General features: G+C 39.8%; 16 protein-coding genes. 11 read left to right on the forward strand and 5 right to left on the reverse strand.

Translation table 11 applies throughout. The annotated features are described in order from the left end of the window. The first annotated feature begins 245 nt into the window (after positions 1 to 245). On the forward strand, positions 246 to 1,478 hold the full coding sequence (locus HDC90_RS00780; RefSeq protein WP_184462865.1) for an alpha/beta hydrolase-fold protein: 1,233 nt from the start codon (positions 246 to 248) through the stop codon (positions 1,476 to 1,478). Between the two features lie 17 nt (positions 1,479 to 1,495). Here the strand turns inward: HDC90_RS00780 and HDC90_RS00785 are convergent, their stop codons facing one another. From HDC90_RS00785 to HDC90_RS00795, 3 genes are read right to left on the reverse strand one after another with little or no spacing between them, the layout of a single operon-like run. After that, complete coding sequence (locus HDC90_RS00785; RefSeq protein WP_184462867.1) at positions 1,496 to 2,878, reverse strand: arylsulfatase; 1,383 nt, start codon at positions 2,876 to 2,878, stop codon at positions 1,496 to 1,498. A 38-nt stretch (positions 2,879 to 2,916) separates the two neighbouring features. Further along, a complete protein-coding gene (locus tag HDC90_RS00790; protein ID WP_184462869.1) occupies positions 2,917 to 4,407 on the reverse strand; it encodes a RagB/SusD family nutrient uptake outer membrane protein in 1,491 nt (496 codons plus the stop codon). A gap of 12 nt (positions 4,408 to 4,419) precedes the next feature. Then, positions 4,420 to 7,779, reverse strand: a complete 3,360-nt coding sequence (locus HDC90_RS00795; RefSeq protein WP_255497428.1) for a TonB-dependent receptor — start codon at positions 7,777 to 7,779, stop codon at positions 4,420 to 4,422. 1,405 nt (positions 7,780 to 9,184) lie between these two features. Here HDC90_RS00795 and HDC90_RS00800 point away from each other — a divergent pair. From HDC90_RS00800 to HDC90_RS00820, 5 genes are read left to right on the forward strand one after another with little or no spacing between them, the layout of a single operon-like run. Further along, positions 9,185 to 12,319 carry a TonB-dependent receptor gene (locus tag HDC90_RS00800; protein WP_184462871.1) on the forward strand — a complete coding sequence of 1,045 codons (3,135 nt, stop codon included), beginning with the start codon at positions 9,185 to 9,187 and terminating at the stop codon, positions 12,317 to 12,319. Positions 12,320 to 12,332: 13 nt separating this feature from the next. Next, positions 12,333 to 13,814, forward strand: a complete 1,482-nt coding sequence (locus HDC90_RS00805; RefSeq protein ID WP_184462873.1) for a RagB/SusD family nutrient uptake outer membrane protein — start codon at positions 12,333 to 12,335, stop codon at positions 13,812 to 13,814. A gap of 30 nt (positions 13,815 to 13,844) precedes the next feature. Next, a complete protein-coding gene (locus HDC90_RS00810; RefSeq protein ID WP_184462875.1) occupies positions 13,845 to 13,997 on the forward strand; it encodes a hypothetical protein in 153 nt (50 codons plus the stop codon). 10 nt (positions 13,998 to 14,007) lie between these two features. Continuing rightward, positions 14,008 to 14,208, forward strand: a complete 201-nt coding sequence (locus HDC90_RS00815; protein ID WP_184462877.1) for a hypothetical protein — start codon at positions 14,008 to 14,010, stop codon at positions 14,206 to 14,208. Next, positions 14,192 to 15,163 (forward strand): sterol desaturase family protein, encoded by a 972-nt coding sequence (locus HDC90_RS00820; protein WP_221451767.1) that lies wholly within the window; start codon positions 14,192 to 14,194, stop codon positions 15,161 to 15,163. Before HDC90_RS00815 ends, HDC90_RS00820 begins: the two co-directional genes overlap by 17 nt. A gap of 267 nt (positions 15,164 to 15,430) precedes the next feature. Here HDC90_RS00820 and HDC90_RS00825 read toward each other — a convergent pair whose 3' ends face one another. After that, positions 15,431 to 17,293, reverse strand: coding sequence for a LuxR C-terminal-related transcriptional regulator (locus HDC90_RS00825; RefSeq protein WP_184462878.1), 1,863 nt, complete (start codon positions 17,291 to 17,293; stop codon positions 15,431 to 15,433). 201 nt (positions 17,294 to 17,494) lie between these two features. Between HDC90_RS00825 and HDC90_RS00830 the strand changes: the two genes are divergently transcribed. From HDC90_RS00830 to HDC90_RS00845, 4 genes are all read left to right on the forward strand, one after another. Further along, positions 17,495 to 17,827 (forward strand): DUF4870 domain-containing protein, encoded by a 333-nt coding sequence (locus tag HDC90_RS00830; protein WP_184462880.1) that lies wholly within the window; start codon positions 17,495 to 17,497, stop codon positions 17,825 to 17,827. Positions 17,828 to 17,847: 20 nt separating this feature from the next. Further along, on the forward strand, positions 17,848 to 18,321 hold the full coding sequence (gene tssD, locus HDC90_RS00835; protein ID WP_184462882.1) for a type VI secretion system tube protein TssD: 474 nt from the start codon (positions 17,848 to 17,850) through the stop codon (positions 18,319 to 18,321). Between the two features lie 63 nt (positions 18,322 to 18,384). After that, positions 18,385 to 19,041, forward strand: a complete 657-nt coding sequence (locus tag HDC90_RS00840) for a suppressor of fused domain protein (protein WP_184462884.1) — start codon at positions 18,385 to 18,387, stop codon at positions 19,039 to 19,041. Between the two features lie 24 nt (positions 19,042 to 19,065). Next, the gene (locus HDC90_RS00845; protein WP_184462886.1) at positions 19,066 to 19,593 is read left to right on the forward strand and encodes a hypothetical protein; all 528 of its coding nucleotides are present in this window, start codon (positions 19,066 to 19,068) and stop codon (positions 19,591 to 19,593) included. A 41-nt stretch (positions 19,594 to 19,634) separates the two neighbouring features. On the opposite strand, the gene HDC90_RS00850 is transcribed toward HDC90_RS00845, so the two are convergent. Then, complete coding sequence (locus tag HDC90_RS00850) at positions 19,635 to 21,479, reverse strand: hypothetical protein (protein WP_184462888.1); 1,845 nt, start codon at positions 21,477 to 21,479, stop codon at positions 19,635 to 19,637. A 229-nt stretch (positions 21,480 to 21,708) separates the two neighbouring features. Between HDC90_RS00850 and HDC90_RS00855 the strand changes: the two genes are divergently transcribed. Further along, positions 21,709 to 22,038 (forward strand): DUF4870 domain-containing protein, encoded by a 330-nt coding sequence (locus HDC90_RS00855; protein ID WP_184462890.1) that lies wholly within the window; start codon positions 21,709 to 21,711, stop codon positions 22,036 to 22,038. Positions 22,039 to 22,046: the final 8 nt, after the last annotated feature.

Genomic DNA, 22,046 nt, shown 5'->3' on the forward strand with positions numbered 1-22,046 from the left:
AAAAATCAAAAAAATGTTCCGAAAATTAGACAATGCTTCAAGTAGCAGCTGTGGATAATGGATGTTGAGGATCAAATTTTACCGAATCTAAGGTCAAATGTTCATTAGGTAATAAATTAGTAGTTTAGTTTTTATTATACCCCCAACAAATTCATTATTTACGCGATAGTAAAATGTTGCGTTCTAATAATTCTTTATTTATAAAAATATAGTAATTTCAATTGCGGGCCAATAAACTCAACGGTATGATTTACAACAACTACTTAAAGCGTTATTTTAAAAACAACATGGTATATATTTTTTTTATACTATTAATTCCCAAAAGCTTACTTGCCCAAACCGATCCGGTTTTCAAGCCTATATCGGCCGATATCATCAAACTTCCCTCCAAAGTATTGGGTGAAGACCGGAAAATTTATATTTATGCACCCCCTGCAGATACATTATTACCCGCTAAGCGTTACCCGGTATTATACGTACTTGACGGGGATAATCATTTTAGCATGATAGCAGAATATTGCCGTTACCTTAGTCGTTTAGATGTAAATGTTATGCCAGAGATGATTATAGTTGGCATCCCCAATACCAACCGCACAAGAGATCTTACCCCAACGCATAGCATTTTTGATTATGATGGAAAGCCTGATACGAGTTCAAATTCGCGGTTTAAGCCAAGTGGTGGTGGCAATAATTTTTTAAAGTTTATTGGTAGTGAGCTGATCCCTTATGTTGATGCCCACTACAAAACACAGACTTTTAAAATTTTTGCGGGGCACTCATTCGGTGGCATCGCCACAATAAATTGCTTACTAACACAACCAGATATGTTTGGTGCTTATATAGCCATAAGCCCTTCATTTTGGTGGGATAAGGAATATTTACTTAACCTCGCTGATAAAAAGCTAAGTAACAACCGGATTATAAATAAAATGGTTTTTTACAGTGATGCGAACGAAGGCGGACCGAAATCAACCTTTCATACAGCTCTTTTAAAATTCGATTCTATAGTAACCCAAAAAAAGATAACAGGTTTAGACCATAAATATGTTTACTATCCTGAAGAGATACACATGACGGAACCGATAAAGGCCTATTACGATGCTTTAAGATTTATTTACAAGCAATGGGACCTACCACAGATGGATCCAAAATTATTGAATGCCGCCGCTGTAAAGCAACATTATCAGCAACTTTCTAAACGGTATGGGTATCCTGTTATACCAACGGAAGTAAGCATTAACAACATGGCCATGTATTTAATAAGCCAGCCTGGAGCACTTGATAATGCAATAGATTTACTTGAAATGAATACTCAAAACTATCCTACATCGCCAACTGCTTTTAGCCAATTAGGTGATGCATACCTAAAAAAGGGCGATCGTTCAAAAGCATCCACTTGCTACAAAAAGGCACTTACATTAAACCCCGGTTCACAAAAAATAAAAGCTAAATTAACAGGAATTTCAGAAAAACGGTAGCCCTCCATATTAAAATGCTACTTCACAGTCCAATATGGAGAGTCAGTTCTTGCAGTTAAAAGATAATCCTCAATCTGCTTAACAATATCAGGATGGCTTGCTGCTACATCATTTGTTTCACCAATATCTGTCTTCAGATCATAAAGTTCCAGTTTATGGTGTCTTTTCACTCCTTTCCATCGCCCGTAGCGTATCCCTTGTTCAAAGCCCAGTTCGAAAAATTCCCAATATAAGAAACGGTCTTTTTTAGGTTTTTCGCCTTTAATAGCCGGATAAATACTCAGCCCATCAGTTTTAAATCCGCTGGTTTTGCCGGCAATCTCCGCAAAAGTTGGCATAATATCGGCAAAATAGCCTGGCACATTACTTATTTTGGGTACGTTTTTGAGAAATGGAGCCCATGCAATAAACGGAATCCTGATTCCTCCCTCGTACATATCTCGTTTATATCCCTTTAATTTTCCGTTTGAATCAAAAAATTCTGAAACAGCCTTGAGTTGGCTTGTGGGTTCAGATCTGGGTCCATTGTCAGAGGCGAAAAAAACAATCGTATTTTCCGATAAGCCGCTTTTAATCAAATAATCTTTAACCTTGCCTACGGCCTGATCCATATAATAAACCATGGCGGCATAGGTTTTCATATCCTCGGGCCAGTTCATATGCTTATAAATGGCCTGGTCTGGCACATCAAGCGGAGAGTGCGGATTATTGAAATTCAACATCAGGAAAAAAGGTTTCTTGCCATCCTTTTGAGTTTTGAGATAAGCTAGCGCCTCATCAGTACACATATTGGTTTCATAGTAACCTCTTTTCTCATTGGTATTTGGTACTACAGTTACGAGTTTTCCATTTATATAACGGTGATCGGGCCAGTAGATACTGGTGTAAGTAGAAGGAATATTAATCAGCCAACCCGAAAACTTATCGAAACCCCGCTGTAAAGGCGTAGCTAAAGAATCGTATCCATCAACATGCCATTTCCCTACCAGCGAAGTATTGTATCCAGCATCTTGTAACAGGTTTCCAATGGTGTAATCATCTTTGGTCAGATTAGCCCTGTACACTACATTTTTACCTTTTTTCCCAGCAATTCCTCCCTGTTCGGTGGCATTGCCCCTAATGGTGGCATGCCCGGTATGGAGTCCAGTAAGGATCGAGCCCCGGGATGGCGAACAAACCGGAGCCCCTGCATAAAAATCGGTAAATTGTGTCCCTTCCTTTGCAAGTTTATCAATGTTGGGTGTTAAGATTTTTTGTTGTCCATAAACACCAACATCTCCATAACCCAAATCATCAGCCAAAATAAAAACGATATTAGGCTTTTGTCCAGGCGCCCGCTGCGCAAAAATTGCTGCGTTACAGGTTAGCAAAAAACCAATTATTAATAACTTCCTTCTCATCACTTATTCTTTTGATTTTTAATCTCAATAAATATCCCCTAATTGTAGCCAGGATTTTGAACATACAGACCAGGTGCGGTCTGAATTTCTGCTGCCGGAACCGGGTAAATTACATAGTTTGGTACAATTTCGTTAATTTTTGTTATTGCATCGGCAGTTCTCCAGGCATTCATCTGCGAAACGGCCAAACCTTCTCTTACCAGGTCGTTCCAACGGAGCCCTTCACCTAAAAATTCTCGCTGCCGTTCCTGCATCAGTATAGGGATGGTTACATTAGATAGTGCACCAACCCCGGCCCTGGCCCTCACTTTATTAACGATCGCATCAACATCTGCCTGGGTGCCCGGTGCTCCATGGAGAATACATTCTGCCTTCATCAGCAAGATATCGGTATAACGCAATACAATAAAATTAATTGGCCAGTCTTTCCCTGACAACCCCTTTTTGGTTACATCGATATATTTTTTGATAAAAGGGCCAGCGGTATAGGTGGTGGCCACATTAAAAGGATAGCGGATATCTGTTCCACTTACCGTATTCGTGGTGTAGGAGGTCACTAAACTTTTCGATACAGGGAATGTGCTTGATCCATAACCATTCCCAAAGCTGTTGGAAATACCGTTGCTCGTCCAGTAGGCTACTGGCACCAGGTGCGATGGAAAACCTGCACCGTTTAAACTGGAAGCAAACTGGATATCAAATACCACTTCGCTATTGTTTTCTTTTGCATACGAAAAAATCGAGGCATAATCTGGTATAAAGCTATATGGACTTCCGGTAATTACGGCTTCAAACAATGCCGCAGCCTTATCATATTCATTGCTATTGAGACCTGGCCCATTAATACCATAGGTTGGTCCGGATTTGGTTAAATAAACCAATCCCAAAAGCCCCTTTGCGGCATAAGAAGTCGGTCTTCCCAAATCAGGTCCGGTAAAAGCAGCAGGCAAATTTGCAGCTGCATACTGCAGATCGGACTCGATCAGGGCATAAACATCGGCCACAGGACTACGCGGTATACTTGCTACCTCAACAGCACTCTTCACTGACGAGATTAATGGAACCTGCCCAAAAGTTCTTACTAACGAGAAATAATAGAAGGCCCTTAAGAACCGTACTTCTGCAGTGTAGCGTGTCGCATTTGCACTGGTCAGTACACTTCCTTTTGTTTCCAGTGCGGCCAAAACTGTATTGGCATTATAAATTCCGTTGAAGTTGGCTTTCCAGGCGGTAGCAATAAATCCTGTAGTGGCAATGCTTGGTGTGAAGTTGTTGATGCCATCCCAGTCGCGGTTACCATCAGAGGTTGCATTTATATTATCACTGCGCATTTCACTAAGGAACAACGCCTGACTTGGGTAATTGTTCAATTGCGAATAAACCCCATTTACGGCCTGAAGAAAGTCGTTATTATTGGTAAAAAAGTTATCCGTTGCCAAACTTGACACCGGAGTTTGATTTAACTGTTTTTCGCAACTGCCAAATAACAGCAATAGTGAGAACAGTATTAAGTATATTTTCGTTTTCATCTTGTATCGTTATTAAAAGCCAATATTTACACCTATTGAAGCTGTTTTACTCAACGGCATCGATCCGTAGTCGCCTGAGATTGCGTAGCTGCCATCGCCGCTTACATTGGTATTCTGTGCCTCTGGATTTGCCCCCCCTTTATATTTATCATGAGAAAAATAATTTTCCAGCGACACAAATATTCTTGCTGAAGAAATTGCAGGGGTTTTAAATAATTTCTTAAGGTTATAACCCAGTGTGATGTTCTGTACCCGCAGAAAATCAGTAGAATACACCCAGTCGGATGTTACATTTGGATAGGTGTAACTTGCACCCAACCTGCCCCTTGGTGCATTTGGATCAGGGTTGGAAACCGACCAATGATCTCTCCAAACCCCAAGAACGTTTGCCGTGGTGCTGCCGGAAAAATCGATTGCCCGACCGAGATAGGACAGTATGGAGCCCCCATGCTGGCCATACAGCTGTATTCCGAGGTCAAAATCGCCATATTTAAAGGTATTGGTCCAACCCCAGGTGTACTTAGGAGCTGGTTGCCCGCCCACTACCCTGTCGGCTGCGCTGATTTTTCCATCTCCATTATTATCAACATATTTGGCGTCGCCGACTTTTTGTCCAGATACTTTTGCTACACTCGGATTGGCAATATCTGCAGCTGTAAGAATGCCATCCGTTTTGGTAATATAATAACTGAATGCAGGAAGCCCTTCCCGTAACAGATAAGGTGCGTTGCTGCCACTGTAGGCAGAAGCAATCTCGATATCTGCACGCGTTGGCCCCAGATCTGTAACCGTATTTTTGTTAAAGGCTATATTGGCGCTCATTGCCCAGGTAAAATGTGCCGTCTTTAGGTTTACGGTATTCAGGCCAAATTCAAGACCTTTGTTTACTACCGCCCCAATATTTTGCAAACTTGTACTGAAACCGCTTGCAGATAACACGGGCAGATTAAGTAAAAGATCACTATTTTTTTTATGGTAAGCATCAAAAGTGAAATTGATCCGGTTGGCGAGCAAGCTCAAATCCAAACCAAGATCGTAGGTGCTTGAAGTTTCCCATTTTAGTGCCTTATTGGCCAGTCCGGAAACTACCTGGCCCGTAGCGGTTGTAGGTGTATTGCCGCCAAAAACATAATTCGAATTTACGAGTGTACTGATTGCATTGTAATCGCCAATGTTATTATTACCAGATTTACCCCAGCTGAGTCTAAGTTTTAGCTCACTAATTGCTTTTACATCCTTTAAGAAAGACTCTTCTGAAATTTTCCATCCTGCAGATACCGAAGGAAAGGTTCCCCAACGGTTTTCCGTGCCAAATTTAGAAGAGGCATCCCTTCTAATGGTCCCGGATAACAGGTACCTATCTTTAAAAGCATACTGAAGCCTGCTATAATAAGAAAACAGTGTGTTGTTAGCGGCTGTAGAAGTTCCGGTAGTAGTTACCCCTGCCGAATTGGCAATTGCATTACTTAATGTTTTAATAATATCGTTAGCAAAACCGCCAGCTGTAGCGAGTCTTACGCCTTCAGCATGTACAATATTATAAGATACCCCTGCAATAGCCGAAATTTTATGCACACCGGCAATAGTAGTCGAGTAACTCAAAGTATTCTCATTTAAAAAATTTTGTTTCTTGTTTACAATATAAGCGCCTGTTGAATAAAGTCCGGGGTTGGTTAACAAGGCCGATGCAGCACCCACAGTTACCTGATCAGATGTATATTGCGATGTATTTCTGTCTACATTATCATAGTTTACGCTCGATCTTAAGGAGAGCCCCCTGATAATCTGGTAATCTGCATACACGGAGGCCAGCAACCGCGAAGTTTTAATATTATTTATTGCGGTTTCCAGATAAGCATATGGACTGATGAGTCTTGGACTTGCCCAGGTATAGGTGCTGTTTCCATAGGCTCCGGTGTTGAGTCCGGCCGAACTTTCTACAACAGGTACCATCTGTAATGCATTCATCAGCTGGTTGTCCTTTCCTTCAGCAGGTGGTGCATTATTAACGGAATATGATGGAGCGAGATTAATGCCGAACTTTAACTTTTTACTCGCATTGGCCTCCACATTTGCCCTTAATCCGTAGTTTTTAAAATTAGAATTGAGCAGTGTTCCATTTTGATTCAGGTAATTACCTGAGATAAAATAATTGACATTTTCGGTACCTCCACTTGCCGAGGCTTCATAATTTTGATAAGGTGCCTGTGTAAAAACAGCGTCCTGCCAGTCTACGTAATCAAGTCCGGGGTGTCCGGCCTGCGCCCATCTTGGATCAGTCATGTATGAGGTATTGATTGTTCCGGCAGCAAGTCCAAGTATCGCAGCCCTTTCGGCATTAGTCTGGCTGGCGGTTCTACCAGTACCCGAAGCTACCCAGACCGAGTTGGCAAGTTCTGTTGCCTGTGCAACCCATTCATCAGCACTTAGCATATCCACCTTTCTTGATACAGAACTGGTTCCTGCTTTTGCATTTACACTAATTTTGGGCCTTCCGGCAACACCTTTCTTTGTAGTAATAATCACAACGCCATTAGCGGCACGCGAACCGTAAATAGCCCCTGCGGCTGCATCTTTTAATACCTGTACACTTTCAATATCATTAGGATTAAGGTTATCGAGGGGGCTGTTTGAGATACCTCCCGCAGCATTTTGACTGGCAATATCCAAAGGAAAGCCATCTAAAACATAAAGCGGTTCGTTACCAGCGGTGATTGATCCTGCTCCACGTACCTGAATGCTCAATCCTGCTCCCGGCATACCGGTTTGTTGCCTTACCTGCACGCCTGCCATTTGTCCAATTAGCGCCTGTTCGATCCTCGAAATCGGTTTTTCATCAACAGCCTTGGCATTAAATGTGGCCACAGAACCCAACACATCACTTTTCTTTTGTGTTCCGTAACCTACCACAAGTATTTCTTCTAGCTTACTTTGGTCGGGCTCAAGTTTTACAGAAAGCACCTCTCCTTTGTAAAGTACTTCTTGTGTCCTATATCCCACATAGGTAAAAATTAAAGTGGGCTGGCGCTGTTCGGTAGCTACCTGAAATTCGCCATCAGGATTTGTAGATACTACCTGGGCTGTTCCTTTAAGCCTGACGCTTACACCAGGCAGAGGAAGATTTTTTTCATCTGTTACCCTTCCTTTTATGGTGGTTAATCTTGTAGGGACAGTATTAAATGTTTTCGGTGCCGCCATAATGGCTACGCCAGAAAGAGTATGATGGTGGAGATGGTAATGTTTGCCTTTATTTTTTGCCGAGACCTGTAAAATAGCGGAAATCAGAAAGATTCCGGCTAATCCTGTGCGCAAAAATGTTTTCGATAAAGCTGCGATGTGAGAATCCTTCCAGGACCTTCCGCTTATTTTCATAATTATATTAGTTTATGTCAATTATGAAATTACAATGGTTTATTTCCACTTATTATGAAAAATTCCATGTAGAATTCATAAATTTAACATGATCATTAAATAAATTGACCGGATGCAACGCCAATTGATCTCCGGTTAAATGGTCGAAATCTGGGGAGGATGCAGCAATGCATTTCCCCTTAATATATTCAGTAAGTATCTTCTGTTTTGTACGCTCCTTTCTTAATAGAATTTTTTATCTCATTTTATTACACATTAGTTTGAATAAGAGTTTGTTTGCAATTTAGGTAGGACTGTATCTGGGATATTGAGATAGGGAGAGGGACGAAGGTTTTGACAAGCATAAAGCATATATAATCTATAGTATAAGTAGTCAAAATTATATTATCTTAGCATGTCGCACAAATTTTTAACAAAAATTACCTTTTTCATAATTTTTTGACTTCCGGCAACGATGGCATAATAATTTATTGGAATAAAAATTATCCAATTCATAAAACAATTTGCCTTATTGAATATCAAATGTGAATGCTAGACCTCTTCCATATTGAGTCAACCTATCTTTCTTAAAAATTAGTTTCAGACCTTGTGACCGATATTGCATTGAAAACTGCTGATCCTTAACAACAGTTGATTTTATTATTTCTATCTTTTCTGTTTACAAAAAAAATCACATTGTACACTTTTCTAAAATACAGGTTTCCGATCCTCGATCAAGAAAGTTTAGAAATTGACAAAAACAAAACAGATTTCAATTATTAAGAACTTCGTGCCCGAGTCGGCATCTTTTTTGTTACAAAGCGTGTATGAAAAGGAATGATGTAATCAGTGCGCTCTTAGGTATGTTGATTATGGCCATCACTTATTGGCTGCTGTTTTATAAGTTCTCCTCTCCCAAAGACCGTAAAGAGGTGAGAATATCCTCCTCAGCACCGCGGCTTAAAAACCTAGAATAAATACCCCTATCAGTTTTAATCCAAAGAAAACCTTAAACTTTATTTCAGATTAAATACACCGTGAAAAAATAAACTATAAATTCTATAGTTTTTATAGCCTTTTTAAAAAAGATTTTTATATTTGTCCAAACATGTTGAGTAATATTAAAGCTTACTAAAAATATGATGCCAGATCTATTTATTTTTTCTATGCGCGTGTATCTTTCCTGTTGTTGCTAATAAGGCAGCGCTCATCTCCTCTTTTCTATAAAAAAATACTGGCCTAAGGCTAACTGCAGAAGTGTAGCCTTTTTTAAACAACTTACAAAATGAAATAGCGTCTATCATAAAAAACAAAACCGACAGGGAAGCCCTGTCGGATATTATTCGATAACCAGCGTAACGCCAATCACTTCTGGTCATCAAGTTTTACTAACAATTCAAATCATTAAATAAAACCGTATAAATATATGGAAAAATCTATCCATAGAAAAAAACTAGCCGTCAGGCTGGTGTTATTTCTTGCCATTGCAATGCTTACTAAAAATGCAAGTGCACAGCAAGAAAACACTCCAATTATAAATTCAACCTTAATCGGATCAGTAAAAGATTCGATAACTAAACAGCCTATAGGCAATGTGGTTTTGTCCATAAAAGGAACTACGCATGCCGTAACCAGCGCACCCGACGGGAGCTTCTCCTTCCGTACCGGTCAAAAATTCCCTTATACCCTTATTGTAAGTTTTATCGGTTATCAAACCAAACAGATTGTGGTTGATGGAAGCCCTATTACCATCCTATTGGTAGAAAAAACAAGTAGCCTAAATGATGTTGTGGTAATGGGCTATGGCAGCCAGAAAAAAAGCGACGTTACGGGATCGGTAGCCTCGGTTTCTAAAAATTTACTGGCGCAGCCCGCAGCAAGTTTTGATAATATGTTACAGGGCGGTGTTTCCGGTATCGGTGTAACACAAAACTCCGGGCAACCAGGTGGCACAGCAACGGTGAGGATCAGGGGTGGTAATTCCATCTCCTTTGGAAATGCGCCACTCTACGTTATAGATGGTTTTATTGTATACAACAACAACGATAATGTTAACGTTGGCTCCATCGGCACCAGCTCAAATGCCCTCTCTACTATTAATCCAAGCGATATTGAATCAGTAGAAGTATTAAAAGATGCCTCGGCAACTGCCATTTACGGGTCTAGAGGAGCCAATGGTGTAATTATCATCACCACCAAAAAAGGGAAGAAAGGTGTTAACAATGTAAATTATAACGGTTATTATGGCACGCAACGGGTAGCCAGAAAACTGAATTTATTAAATGGCAGCCAATGGGCGGCATTAATAAACGACATTAACACGAGCGATGGTGTACCCAAAACCTACACCGATGCGCAGATCGCTGCATTTGGCACAGGTTCAGACTGGCAAGGCTCGGCATTAAGTAGCGCACCAATTCTTAATCAAGAGCTTTCCGTTTCGGGGGGAGATGAAAAATCAAGATATTTAATTTCCGGCAATTATTTTAAGCAGGATGGTATAATCATCAATTCGGGTTATGAAAGGTATTCGGCGAGGATAAATTATGAGAAAGACATTTCTGAAAAATTTAAGGTTACCACTAATTTTTTCGGGAGTAGATCAATAGAAAACAAGCTAGCAGGAAGCGCCTACAACAGCATTAACTTTAGCAATGCCTATGCGAATTTAATCCTCACTGCTCCTATTGCCCAGATTAAAAATACCGATGGTAGTTATAACACCAGTAATCCTTTAAATGCTACGCCAACCAATCCGTTGCAAGATATAGCGGCCACCACAAACCAAAATACCTTAAACCGCATATTGGGTAATGCCGCTGCAGAATATAAAATTTCAAAAGAACTGACGTTGAAGGTGACTGCCGGAGTAGATATCCTGAATACGAATCAGCAATACTACGCCCCTTCCTTCACCGCTTCACCAGCAGGGGCATCAACCGGCTATGCTACCAAAGGCTATGCTACGCTCGGTTCGGGCAATGCACTGAGCTGGCTGAACGAAAATACCCTAACCTATAACCATACTTTTGCTGAAAAACATTTTTTAAATGCACTTGTAGGCTATAGCACGCAATACGAAAACGGAAAATCTTTTACCACATCTGCGCAGCAGTTTCCGAATGATTTAACCACATTTGATAATTTATCGTATGCGGGCATTGCCAACCTGCCCAGCTCGGCTGCACACAGCTCGAGCCTGAATTCTGTTTTGGCACGTATTAATTATTCATACCTGCACCGTTATAATATTACCCTATCCGAAAGGGCCGATGGTTCATCCAAGCTTGGTAAAGAAAACAAGTGGGGATTCTTTTCTTCTGTCGGGGTTTCGTGGAATGTAAATGATGAGGAATTTTTCAAGTCATTGCAAAATGTCGTGAACAGCTTTAAAATCCGTCTAAGTGCAGGGCAAACCGGAAATTCGGAAATCCCGCCCTATAGTTCGCTTTCTTCTTTATCGCCCAGCAATTATTACCTGGGTGGCAAGTTGGTTACGGGAATATCGCCCATACAGATTGCGAACCCCGACCTAAAATGGGAAACTACCACCCAATATAATGCCGGCTTGGATTTGGGGTTCTTAAACAACCGCATTTCTGTTACTTTCGATGTTTACAGTAAAAAAACCACCGATTTATTGCTTAATGTACCATTGCCTTTATATACCGGTTATGCCAGTGCTTTAAAAAATATCGGAAGCGTATCTAACCGTGGCATTGAGTTTTCTGTTAATACCGAGAATATAAAAACACCTGGTTTTAACTGGAAAAGCACATTAATTTTTAGTGCCAATCGTAATAAGGTGTTAAGCCTGGGCGAAAATGTAAAAAGTTTCTTTCCGGTGGCACCAACCGGGCAGGTATCGCCTGTAATTGTTCAGGTGGGTTTACCTGTGGGTACATTTTGGGGTTATAATACCAACGGGCTTTTAACCAGTGCCGATCTTAGCAATGGCACTCCGTTATTGGGCGGTGTACCGCAACAGGTTGGCGACACGAAATATGTAGATACCAACCAGGACGGAATTATAACCACAACCGATAAACATAGCCTTGGCAGTGCGCAGCCGAAGTTTACCGGCAGTTTAAGCAATACTTTTAATTATAAAGGTTTAGACCTGTCGATATTCTTTCAAGGTTCTTATGGCAACAAAGTATTTAATTTATTGCAGCAGAGCTTAGAGCGGCCAACGCTTACCCAAAATGCTTCAGCCACGCTTTTAGACCGTTGGACACCCCAAAACCAAGGTGCCGTTGTTCCCCGCGTAACCAATTCGCCTGTACCTCAGGTAACCGACCGTCTGATAGAAGATGCCTCGTACCTAAAGCTTAAAAACGTCTCACTAGGCTACACCTTTAAAACTGAATGGGCAAATAAGATTAAGCTAAAAAATTTAAGGTTTTATATATCTGCCCAAAATCTGTTCACCATTACAAAATATACCGGTCTAGATCCGGAAGTGAATTTTTACGATAACGACAATACGAAACAGGGAATCGACTTTGGGACTTACCCGGCCACCAGAACTTTTTTGGCAGGCTTATCCATCACCCTATAAATTATATGTACAGATGAAAAAGATAATCACTAAACCTACAATCTGGTTATTAGCAATCATAATAATTACATCAGCGGCATGCAAAAAACTCGAAGAAAACCCAAGTTCGGTTATTGTAAGTTCGCAGTTTTTCAAAACGCAATCTGATGCCATATCCTCGGTTAATGCGGTTTATAGTTCTTTGAACAGCGATCCGAACGGCGATTTCCCCTTGTATGGCCGACAACTCAATTTATTGGTCGAAAATGCAAGCGATAACCAGATTTTTAGTCCAAGCAATACCAACCCCGATGTAAGGGCGCTTGGCGTATCAACCTATATCCCTTCTAACAGCAGGATACAAAAAGTTTGGCAACAGCTGTATTATGGCATCAATAAGGCAAATATTGCGATTGATAATATCCCTAATGTTGCAACCGATACCCTTTTAAAAAACAGGCTGGTGCGCGAAGCCAGATTTGTAAGAGGTTTGCTTTACTTTAACCTGGTGAGGTTATATGGCGATGTACCATTGATCCTCCACGAGCCTAAAAGCGTAAACATTGAAGATTTACTGGTTAAGCGAACTGCTACTGCAACTGTATACCAGCAAATTATTGCCGACTTAACTGATGCCACCAACTTACCAAAAAGTTATGGCAATGCAGATTTGGGCAGGGCAACATCAGGTGCAGCCCATTCGCTGCTGGCAAAGGTGTATGTTACACAAAAACTATGGCCAAATGCACTTGCTCAACTCAACACCGTAATTAATGGTGGTTACGGTTATGCCTTATTCTCCAATTATAAGGATGTTTTTCAAAAAGCCACCAAAAACGGCATCGAACATATATTTTCTGTACAGTTCGAAAGCAATCTCGGGGCAAAAAACGTGGTACAAAACCTTAGTCAGAGTTTTACCTCATTTAATACCGGAACCTTCCCAATCGATGTGCCAGCCAATAAAAGTGTTTATGCACTTTTTTCTGCAGCCGATACCAGGCGCGAAACCACCTTCTACGATTCGGTTTACAATGCAGCAACTGGCAAGTATGTGGTTTTTAAAAATGCCTATACCCCTTATTTTAACAAATTTGTTGATTATACGCTGACTCCCTTAAATACCCAGGCCCAGAGCGGGATAAACTACCCGGTAATGAGGTATGCAGATATATTGTTGCTTTACGCAGAAGTAGTAAACAACCTTAGCGGGCCAACTGCCGATGCTTACAATGCCATTAACAAAGTAAGGGCAAGGGCAAAAATTGCAGATTTAACACCTGGTTTATCTGCCGATGCATTTAGAGACTCGGTTTTCCTGGAGCGCAGAAAAGAATTTATCCAGGAGGGGCATAGATGGTTCGATCTGGTACGGCAGGGCGGAAATGTTTATGTAGATGCGCTCAAAAAAATTCCTGAAAAATCAGCTGTGTCCTCAAAAAATATCTTGTTCCCTATTCCACAGACTGAAAGAGAGCTTAATACGCTGCTTACCCAAAATCCGGGATATAATTAATTTATTCATTTATAAAAACGAAAGAAAAAAATGACAGTATCAGACTTTAACATCTTAGGCAAAAAGATATTGGTGGGCATCATTGTAACGCTGATCCCCTTTATCATCATTGTCGGTGGTCTTTACCTTACCCAGCGTTTATTGGGCAATAAGCCATCAACCCAGATTATTCACAAAAACTAAATCATGAACCATGAAACTCGAAGAAAAAACCCGACAAAAAATTATTAGAAATGCGGTATTGAGCCTCTTCATCTATGTGTTGCCCATTGTCTTAATGTTTGTAACCTTTTACATTACCGGCGAAAGGCCCTGGCTAAAACAACAGCATAAAGCTGAAAAAACTAAATCTGTAAACCCTAAAAATTCATCAAGCAATGGAACCAGTGATTAATTTTATCAAAAGCGTAATCGAAAACCTGAATGGTTTCGGTTTCCCATTTTTAGTATTCTTTCTTGGCGTACTCGAATTTTCTTTTGGATTGTATAAAGGCAAGTGGCCGAAAAACGAACGTTTTGTTGATATTGCCTGCTTTACCCTACCAAGATTGGTTATCAGGCCTGTTGTGGCCTATTTCGGTTTGAAGTTTCTACCAGCCGTGCTACCTGGCTTAAAAAACACCTTCGAGTGGGTACCTTTCTTTTGGGGCTGTATTATTATAGCCATTGCAGATGACCTTACGCAGTATTGGTACCATAGGCTGCACCACGAAATTCCCTGGTTATGGCGTTTTCACCGTACGCACCACTCGGCACCGTATATGGGCATGGCCATGGCCAGCAGACAGAATGCTATTTATACTCTGTTTTTTTCGCAAACCTACCTTACCACAGCGTTGGTATATTTAGGACTAGGCATACCTGCCATCGTGGTAAGGGGAATTAAAGGTACCATTACCACCCTGGCGCACTCCAGCATTCCATGGGATAAACCTTTCTATAAATACAAGATCCTGCACCCTCTGGCGTGGGTATTGGAAAGAACAATCTCTACACCTGCTACGCACCATGCGCATCATGCAGCAACAACAGATGATGGCGTGGGTTACTATAAAGGTAATTTTGGCAATATGTTCTTTTTATGGGATATTATTTTTGGTACCGCTTTAATTACCAGAAAATACCCTAAAGCTTACGGCATTTCACATTATGAAGGCGACCAATGGTATGCGCAGTTATTGTGGCCAATATTTAAATCGAAAGTGGCTGGTAGCGAACTGGCAAAAGATGGACCGGTTGTGAGGTTAGATGAACCGACTCCTGCACCCCTTATTCAGAATAAACCAGACGAAGATTTGGAAGAGGAGGAGTATTATTACCGCCCGAACGCAACACTTGTCAAAAATTAATACGAAAGAGGCTGTATCATAAGTTTAAAATTGTCATCCTGAGAATAATTTATTGGATAAAAACCAATATGGGCGACAGGAGAATTCAACGACATTGATCTACTCGAAAAATCGTCATTGCGATAAGGCTTTTTCAGCCGACGAAGCAATCTTTCATGCCAGCGATCCTTGCTGCAAAGATTACTTCGTCGTTCCTTCCCGCAATGACGACATTTAATTTATTAGATACGTTGTTTATGAGACAGCCTCTTAATTTTAGGTTATATTTTAGCCTATATTTTGCAAAAACAAATTCAAGTCGTCTTCTTTGCCCAAGCCCAGCTTTTGTTTAATCCGGTAACGGCTCATGCGCACACTTTTGGGTTCGATGCCCAAGCGGATGGAAACCTCTTTATTGGTCAAACCCATCAACATATAAGAGCAGTATTTTAAATCAAGGCGGGTAAGTGTATGGTTTGCTTTCTCTTGCAGGCGTTCAAAAAAAGCAGGATTGGCATCAACAAAATCTACCTTATACTCCTCAAACTCTTTATCCATTCTTTTCTGCTGATTTACAATCCGTTTAATCTGTTCATCAAGCGAAAGATGGCTCTCACTGTTTACCTTATCAGACAGGAGTTCAAGCAGTTCATTTTTCTCTTCAATCTGCAGATTACCGGCCAAAACCTCTTTTTCAAGGCGTTCTTGTCGCTCTTTTAGTAAGGCCTGCTCGGCCTTTAACTGCAAAGCTTCGGTCTCTTTTAATTGTGCTTTTAGCTCTGCAGCATCCTTTTGCTGATCAATTAATTCCTGTTTCCTCACCGAGGCTTTGAGCTTGTAGTTGTAGGAAATCAACAGAAAAAGTAAGGCCACTATCCCTGTAAGGCCTGAAATAATGTAGAAAACATTTATTTTTTTTGTATAAGCGCTCTGCTGATGGAGATATGCGATTTCCTGCTCTTTTTTTTCAGATTGATATTGTGCCTCAATCTTGACGGTATTATTTATTTTTTCTTCGTCGAATGCCTTTTTATAATTTGCAACGTATTGTTTGAAATAATTTAGCGCTGCCCCTTTATCTCCTTTCTTCTCGGCTATATTGGCCAGCCCCTGAAATATCCTTGACTTTGTGAGGGGCATTTTAACTACTCCATCTTCAATTTTGCTTAAACCTGTCAATAATATTTTTTCGGCCTGTTCATAATTACCGTCCCTCAGGTAGTATTCGCTTTTTAATCCGTAACAATTCAATAAAATCTCTTGTAAATTCGTTTTTGTAGCAATTTCTATAGCCTCATCTACATATTTTTCAGCACTATCGCGATAACTGGCCGGAAAGTATTGAAAGTAGGTATTCGCGGTGTTTAGCGCTACAGCAGCAGTATTGCTGTATACGAGCAAACGCCCTTCCTGTTTTTTGGAGAACCAAAGCGATTTTTTGTAAACTTTTAAAGCCGAATCAAGCAGCTTGCGTTTTGTGGTATCCAGCTTAAAACTGTCAAAAAAGGTTTGTCCTATAGTAAAATAAGCATTATTCAATGCATCAACCTGCTGGCTTTTAACTGCTGTTCGGTAGCATAGATCTGCATATTTTTGTTGTTTTGATGGGTTATTTCCATATCCATAAAAACTGGCCAGATAATGATAGATCGTACTCTCGTATTCATAAGTATTTTCTCCCTTAAAAAAATCGAGTGCTTTAAACATCTTGGCAATAGATTTATCGTTTTCATCATTAACCAGATCTAACCAGCCATTTCTAAACCACACAAAACCTAGGGTAACCCTGTCTTTCGTTTTCCTGGCATAGTACATGGCACTATCAAGGCTTTGATAAGCATTTTTCATGTCTTTTTTCCAAACATATAAATGTACAAGTGTTGCATAGATCATTGCTTTACTCTTCCCATCTTTTAGCCCGGCACTAACCTGGAGCGCCTGATCGGTTAACTTGAAAGATATTGGAAGGTTTTTCTCAAAATTGGCCTTTGCCAACTTACACAATAAATTTACGCGTAGCTCATTGCTTGTACTTTTTTGTACAAGTAAACGGCTTAAGGAATCGATATAAATTTTTTGGGCCTCTGCACTTTTAAAAAAAAGGAAAAGACAGATAAAGAGGCCTGTTAAGTTTTTCAGTGGTAGCTGCATATTCAAAAATAGAAAAGAAACGCTTTTACAAAAGCAGAATTACAACAAATAAATGGTATCTGGCCATTTAAAGGCCTTTTGTAGACTCCTTGTAGACGTTATTTAAAAAACGGGTAGTCGCTGTGTAGTCTGCCTTTTCTTGGCCAACTGTTTAACTGCCCATAGCTTTGATTTATTCAATTCACAAAAAAAATAAAGCACATGAAACAGAAAACAATGGCCATTGTAGCCTACATTACACTGATCGGCTGGATCATTTCTTACCTGGAGTTTAAAAAATCGACAGAAAAAAGCAGACTGGTAAATTACCACCTCGGGCAATCGCTCGGACTGATCATCACCTCTATTGTTTTAAGTATTTTGAGCAGTGTTATTTTAGCGGTTATTCCATCTTTAGGTACTATTTTTTATCTTATTTTATTAATTCCGTTCGTATTGTTATTGCTTGGTATCATCGCGGCCAGCAACGAACTGGAGAAACCTGTTCCACTTATCGGAAAAATATTCGAAGGGAAGTTCAATTTCGCTTCTTAACATCAAATAAAATATTAATTATGAAAACCAAATGGTATAACAAAATCCTGATTCTATTGTTATTGCTAGGCAGCTTTAATGCCCTGGCACAAAATGAGGCACAGGCAGAAATTGAATTAAAATTGTCTGACCAGGCCACCAATACTATTCATAGCTACAAGCTTTACGGGGCTGGTTATTCATTAACCAACCCTTTTTATGAGCGTGAAGGCAAATTGATTAATAATGGCAATTGCAGCATTAATATAGAATTCGCCCAGGATCCTGATGAATTTTTACTCAAGTGGGTGGCAGGGCAGCTTAAAAATACATCAGGTGAAATCACGGTGGTAACCTTGAACAACGTAAAAAAAATCCGTAAAATGACATTTACAGACGGACGGCTTGCAGCTTCGTCAGAAAGCTTTTTTGTTACTGGAAATGGTACTTCACCGCAGATAAGCTTTTACGTAAAAACACTGGCTATTGATGGAACTACGGTATTTTCAGAATAGATGCAGTGGCAGAAAGCATAATATTCCAAAACTCAAGTTACTTACTTAAAATGTAAAATGATCATGAACCCTGAAATATATAAACAACAATTTACTACAGATGACACACCGGGCTGGCAGGCAATAGATAATGAGCTGGAAAAAATATATGGTGATAGGGAAGCACGCCATTATGGACCGCTGTGCGGGCTCCATTATGTAGCTGGCGGAACAGACCCGATAGATGGGACCAGTATTTACGACAGCAACCACCAGACTTTTCATCGGCACATGATCAGTTATGGTATGAGCGAACTGTATTATAATGAAGAGAAAGCTGGTGAGGAATTTAGCAAGTGGGGCTTTGAGTTTACATTTAGATTGGCGCCTTTTAAAGATGATGAAAATGATCCCATTTGGGCTATAAACGTAATGAACAACCTGGCTCGCTACGTATTTTCAAGCGGTAAATGGTTTGAAGAAAATCATTTTATCCCAGCAAATGGGCCAATAAGATTAAATACAGAAACAGAAATAACAGGCTTTGTTTTTGCCTTAGATCCCGAACTGGGAAAAATAGACACCCCTCATGGCGAAGTAAGCTTTTTACAATTAGTAGGCATTACCGATGCAGAAGTAGAAGATTTGAAAAAAAAACCTACAATAGGTGCTGTACAAGAACTGATCGAAAAATTGAAAAAGGACAATCCACTGTTAATTACAGATCTTAGCAGAAAATAATTTAGAAATCCTGTATAAACCATTATGATACCAAGAAATATCCTTTTAGTCATGCTGATTTTGATTGTTTCCTCTTGCCAATCTAAAAAAGCAGTTCATTTAAAAACAGTCCTGGAGCAAAAGAAACGGGTTGTTTTTAATATAATGCTGGGCAAAAACGGCCCTAATGAACAAAAACTGAAGTGCCTGATTGATGGCGATTTTAAATGCGCCCAACAGGCAATATCCGAAGAGGAGCGGGCATTCAATAAAATCATCAATGAAATAAATGCACTGGAAACAGGAGATATTAAATATGGTAACGAAATAAAATCGGCAACAAGCAACTATTATAAAGCTATTAAAGAATCCGAAATTTTTGACCGCTTAGTTATTGCTCAGCAACAGATCAGCCAAAATGAAACAAATACTGAAAAAATACGGGATGCCGCAATGCGCCAACATGGGCAATTATCAAGAGAGAGGCTGGAAATGCACAAAATAATCAGTAAAAAAGAACAGGTATTGGCCGAAGTACAAAAACAGTTCGATTTGCTTAACCATTTGCGTTAACCTGTTTTTCGCCCTAATAAACACTTAAAAAACCACTGGCTTTAAGCCATGTTCCGCAAAAATAAATTCAAATCCTCTTCCTTGTCAAGCCCCAGTTTTTGTTTAACGCGGTAGCGGCTCATCCGCACACTTTTGGCTTCGATATGCATTAGCTGGGCAATTTTTTTGGTGTCCATCTTTAAATGGAGGTAAGCACAGAGCTTCAGATCGAGTGCCGTGAGTTTTTGTTGTGCCCTTTGATTTAACAGAGAAAAAAAATCTGGATGAACCTGTTGGATCTGAAATTTGGCTTCTTCGAAATCATTATCCAATAGCAATTCTTCATTCCAGATTTTATTGATGTTGAGCTGGTGATTATCACTAAGTTTTTCCTTAATCTGGAAAAGCATTTCTTTTTTATGCTCGAGCTGTAACTGACTGGCCATTACTTCTTTCTGCAATTGTTGCTGTTGGCTTTCCAACAACAGCTGCTCAGCCTTTAACCTCGCCTGCTCCTCTTTTTCGAATTTCATCTGCAATTCGGCATCCTGTTTTTCTAAATGCAATTGCTTCTCGCGCTGTAAGGAGTACCTTAACCTGAAGTGGTAAGAGCGGAACATAAATATAAGTCCCAACAGCGAAGCAATGGCAATACCAATGTACAGGTACTTTTGTTGCTGTGCGTATTTTTCGCTTTGTTTTAATAACTTAACTTCACTGTTTTTTTTTTCAGCTTCATACTGAACCTCCAGTTTTTGAGCATTTAATGTCCGTTTTTCATCAAAAAGTTTGTTACCATATTCCGTTGCTTTTTTCTGAAATTCAAGTGCTTTTCCATAATTTCCATTCTGCTCATAAAAATTGGAAAGCGCAGTTACCACATTAATCAGGGTATAATAATAAGGTACTTTCTGGCTTATCATTACATGATAGGCCTCTTGCAGATAACCTTCGGCCATTACCAGATTTTTATCTCTCCTGGCGTATTCGCTCAGAATCCCTAAACTACTCGCCCTTATTTCTTCGCCGTTTATTGCACCTTTCATTACTTCGTTGGCCATACTGGCGTAAAGGATCGCGTTGTTTTTTGCTTCCTTATCAGTATCGGCGAAATATCTCAAATAATAATCTGCGCTATTGATACAGGCAATACCATAAGTTTTTCGGGCAACATATTTAGGGTATTGCTGATAAAGGTTTTGGGCTTTATTTAAATAGTAAATAATACTGTCGCGAAACACTCCATTTTTAGTGCTGGCGTAATTATAATCGGCCGCAACAGATAACGCGATATAACAATTGCTCAACAGGTTATAATCTGTGGTTTTTAAAGCATTTTGCGTAGCTGCCCGAGCATACTTGTTCACATTTTTAATATCATCCCAACGTGAGTTGAGCATATAAAGCTGGTAATATATTTTGGCGCTGAGATAAGGGTCGGACACTTTTTCCAACGACTTGAGTGCAAGCCGGCAATATTTGGTAATCTGTTCAGAATTATCAATCGCATTATAAAATAGAGCCTGCGCATAATAAGCATAAGCCATTGTAACAGGCTGCTTTGATTGTTGAGCAAGGAGCAAGGTGGTATCACTAGCTTTTTTTGATAAAACAAACTCTTTGGTGGTGGCATATACACTTGTCTGTATGGTATAGGCTTTTACAGCTTCTGTTAAATTTTTAAATTTTAAAGCTAAAGTTGCACTCAATTGAGCCTTTTGTATTGCTGCTTTATAATCGCCGTTAATTCTGCTCCGCTCTGCCAGTTGGGTAAGAAGTACAGGTTTATCTTTTTCGCTAAGGTTGCCGAGCGCTGTACTATCCAGCATAGTTTGCCCATTGGCAATAAAACAAATCAAAAACATTCCCATTAAGAATGTTATGCTTTTCAGAACCAGGTATTTCATATCGTAAAATTAACATAAATATTGAAGCTAGGGTATACGTTGTAGACGAAAAACAAAATAAATAAAAAACACAAACAACTGTAAAACAACACATTAATAATTTTTGTAGATACATTGTAGACGTTTTTACAAAGTGCCGTAGATACTCTGTAGGCGGTAAAAACTTTAAAAAACTGCCGATTAACCTCAATTTTGAATCAAATAATTTTTCAATCTAAAAACAGAAATCATGGACAACAAAACCCTTTCAATCATTTCTTACATCACGCTTATTGGTTGGTTAGTAGCCTATTTTACTGGAAAAGATAAAGCCGATACTTTGCTTAAATATCACTTAAGGCAATCGCTAGGACTTGCCATTGTAAGTATTATTTTCAACGTAGCCTTTACCATCATTGCCAGCGTAGTGCCTAGTTTATCCTTTTTAGGATTTGTGGGTTATGCGTTTATCATTCTTTGGATTATAGGAATCATCAATGCGGCTAATGGTGCATTAAAACCTATTCCGCTTATTGGTAAAATGTTCGAAGACAAGTCTTCATTTGTTGGTAAATACTAAAAAGAAGT

Origin of the sequence: Pedobacter sp. AK013, from assembly GCF_014205835.1 — a bacterium.
Taxonomy (GTDB): domain Bacteria; phylum Bacteroidota; class Bacteroidia; order Sphingobacteriales; family Sphingobacteriaceae; genus Pedobacter.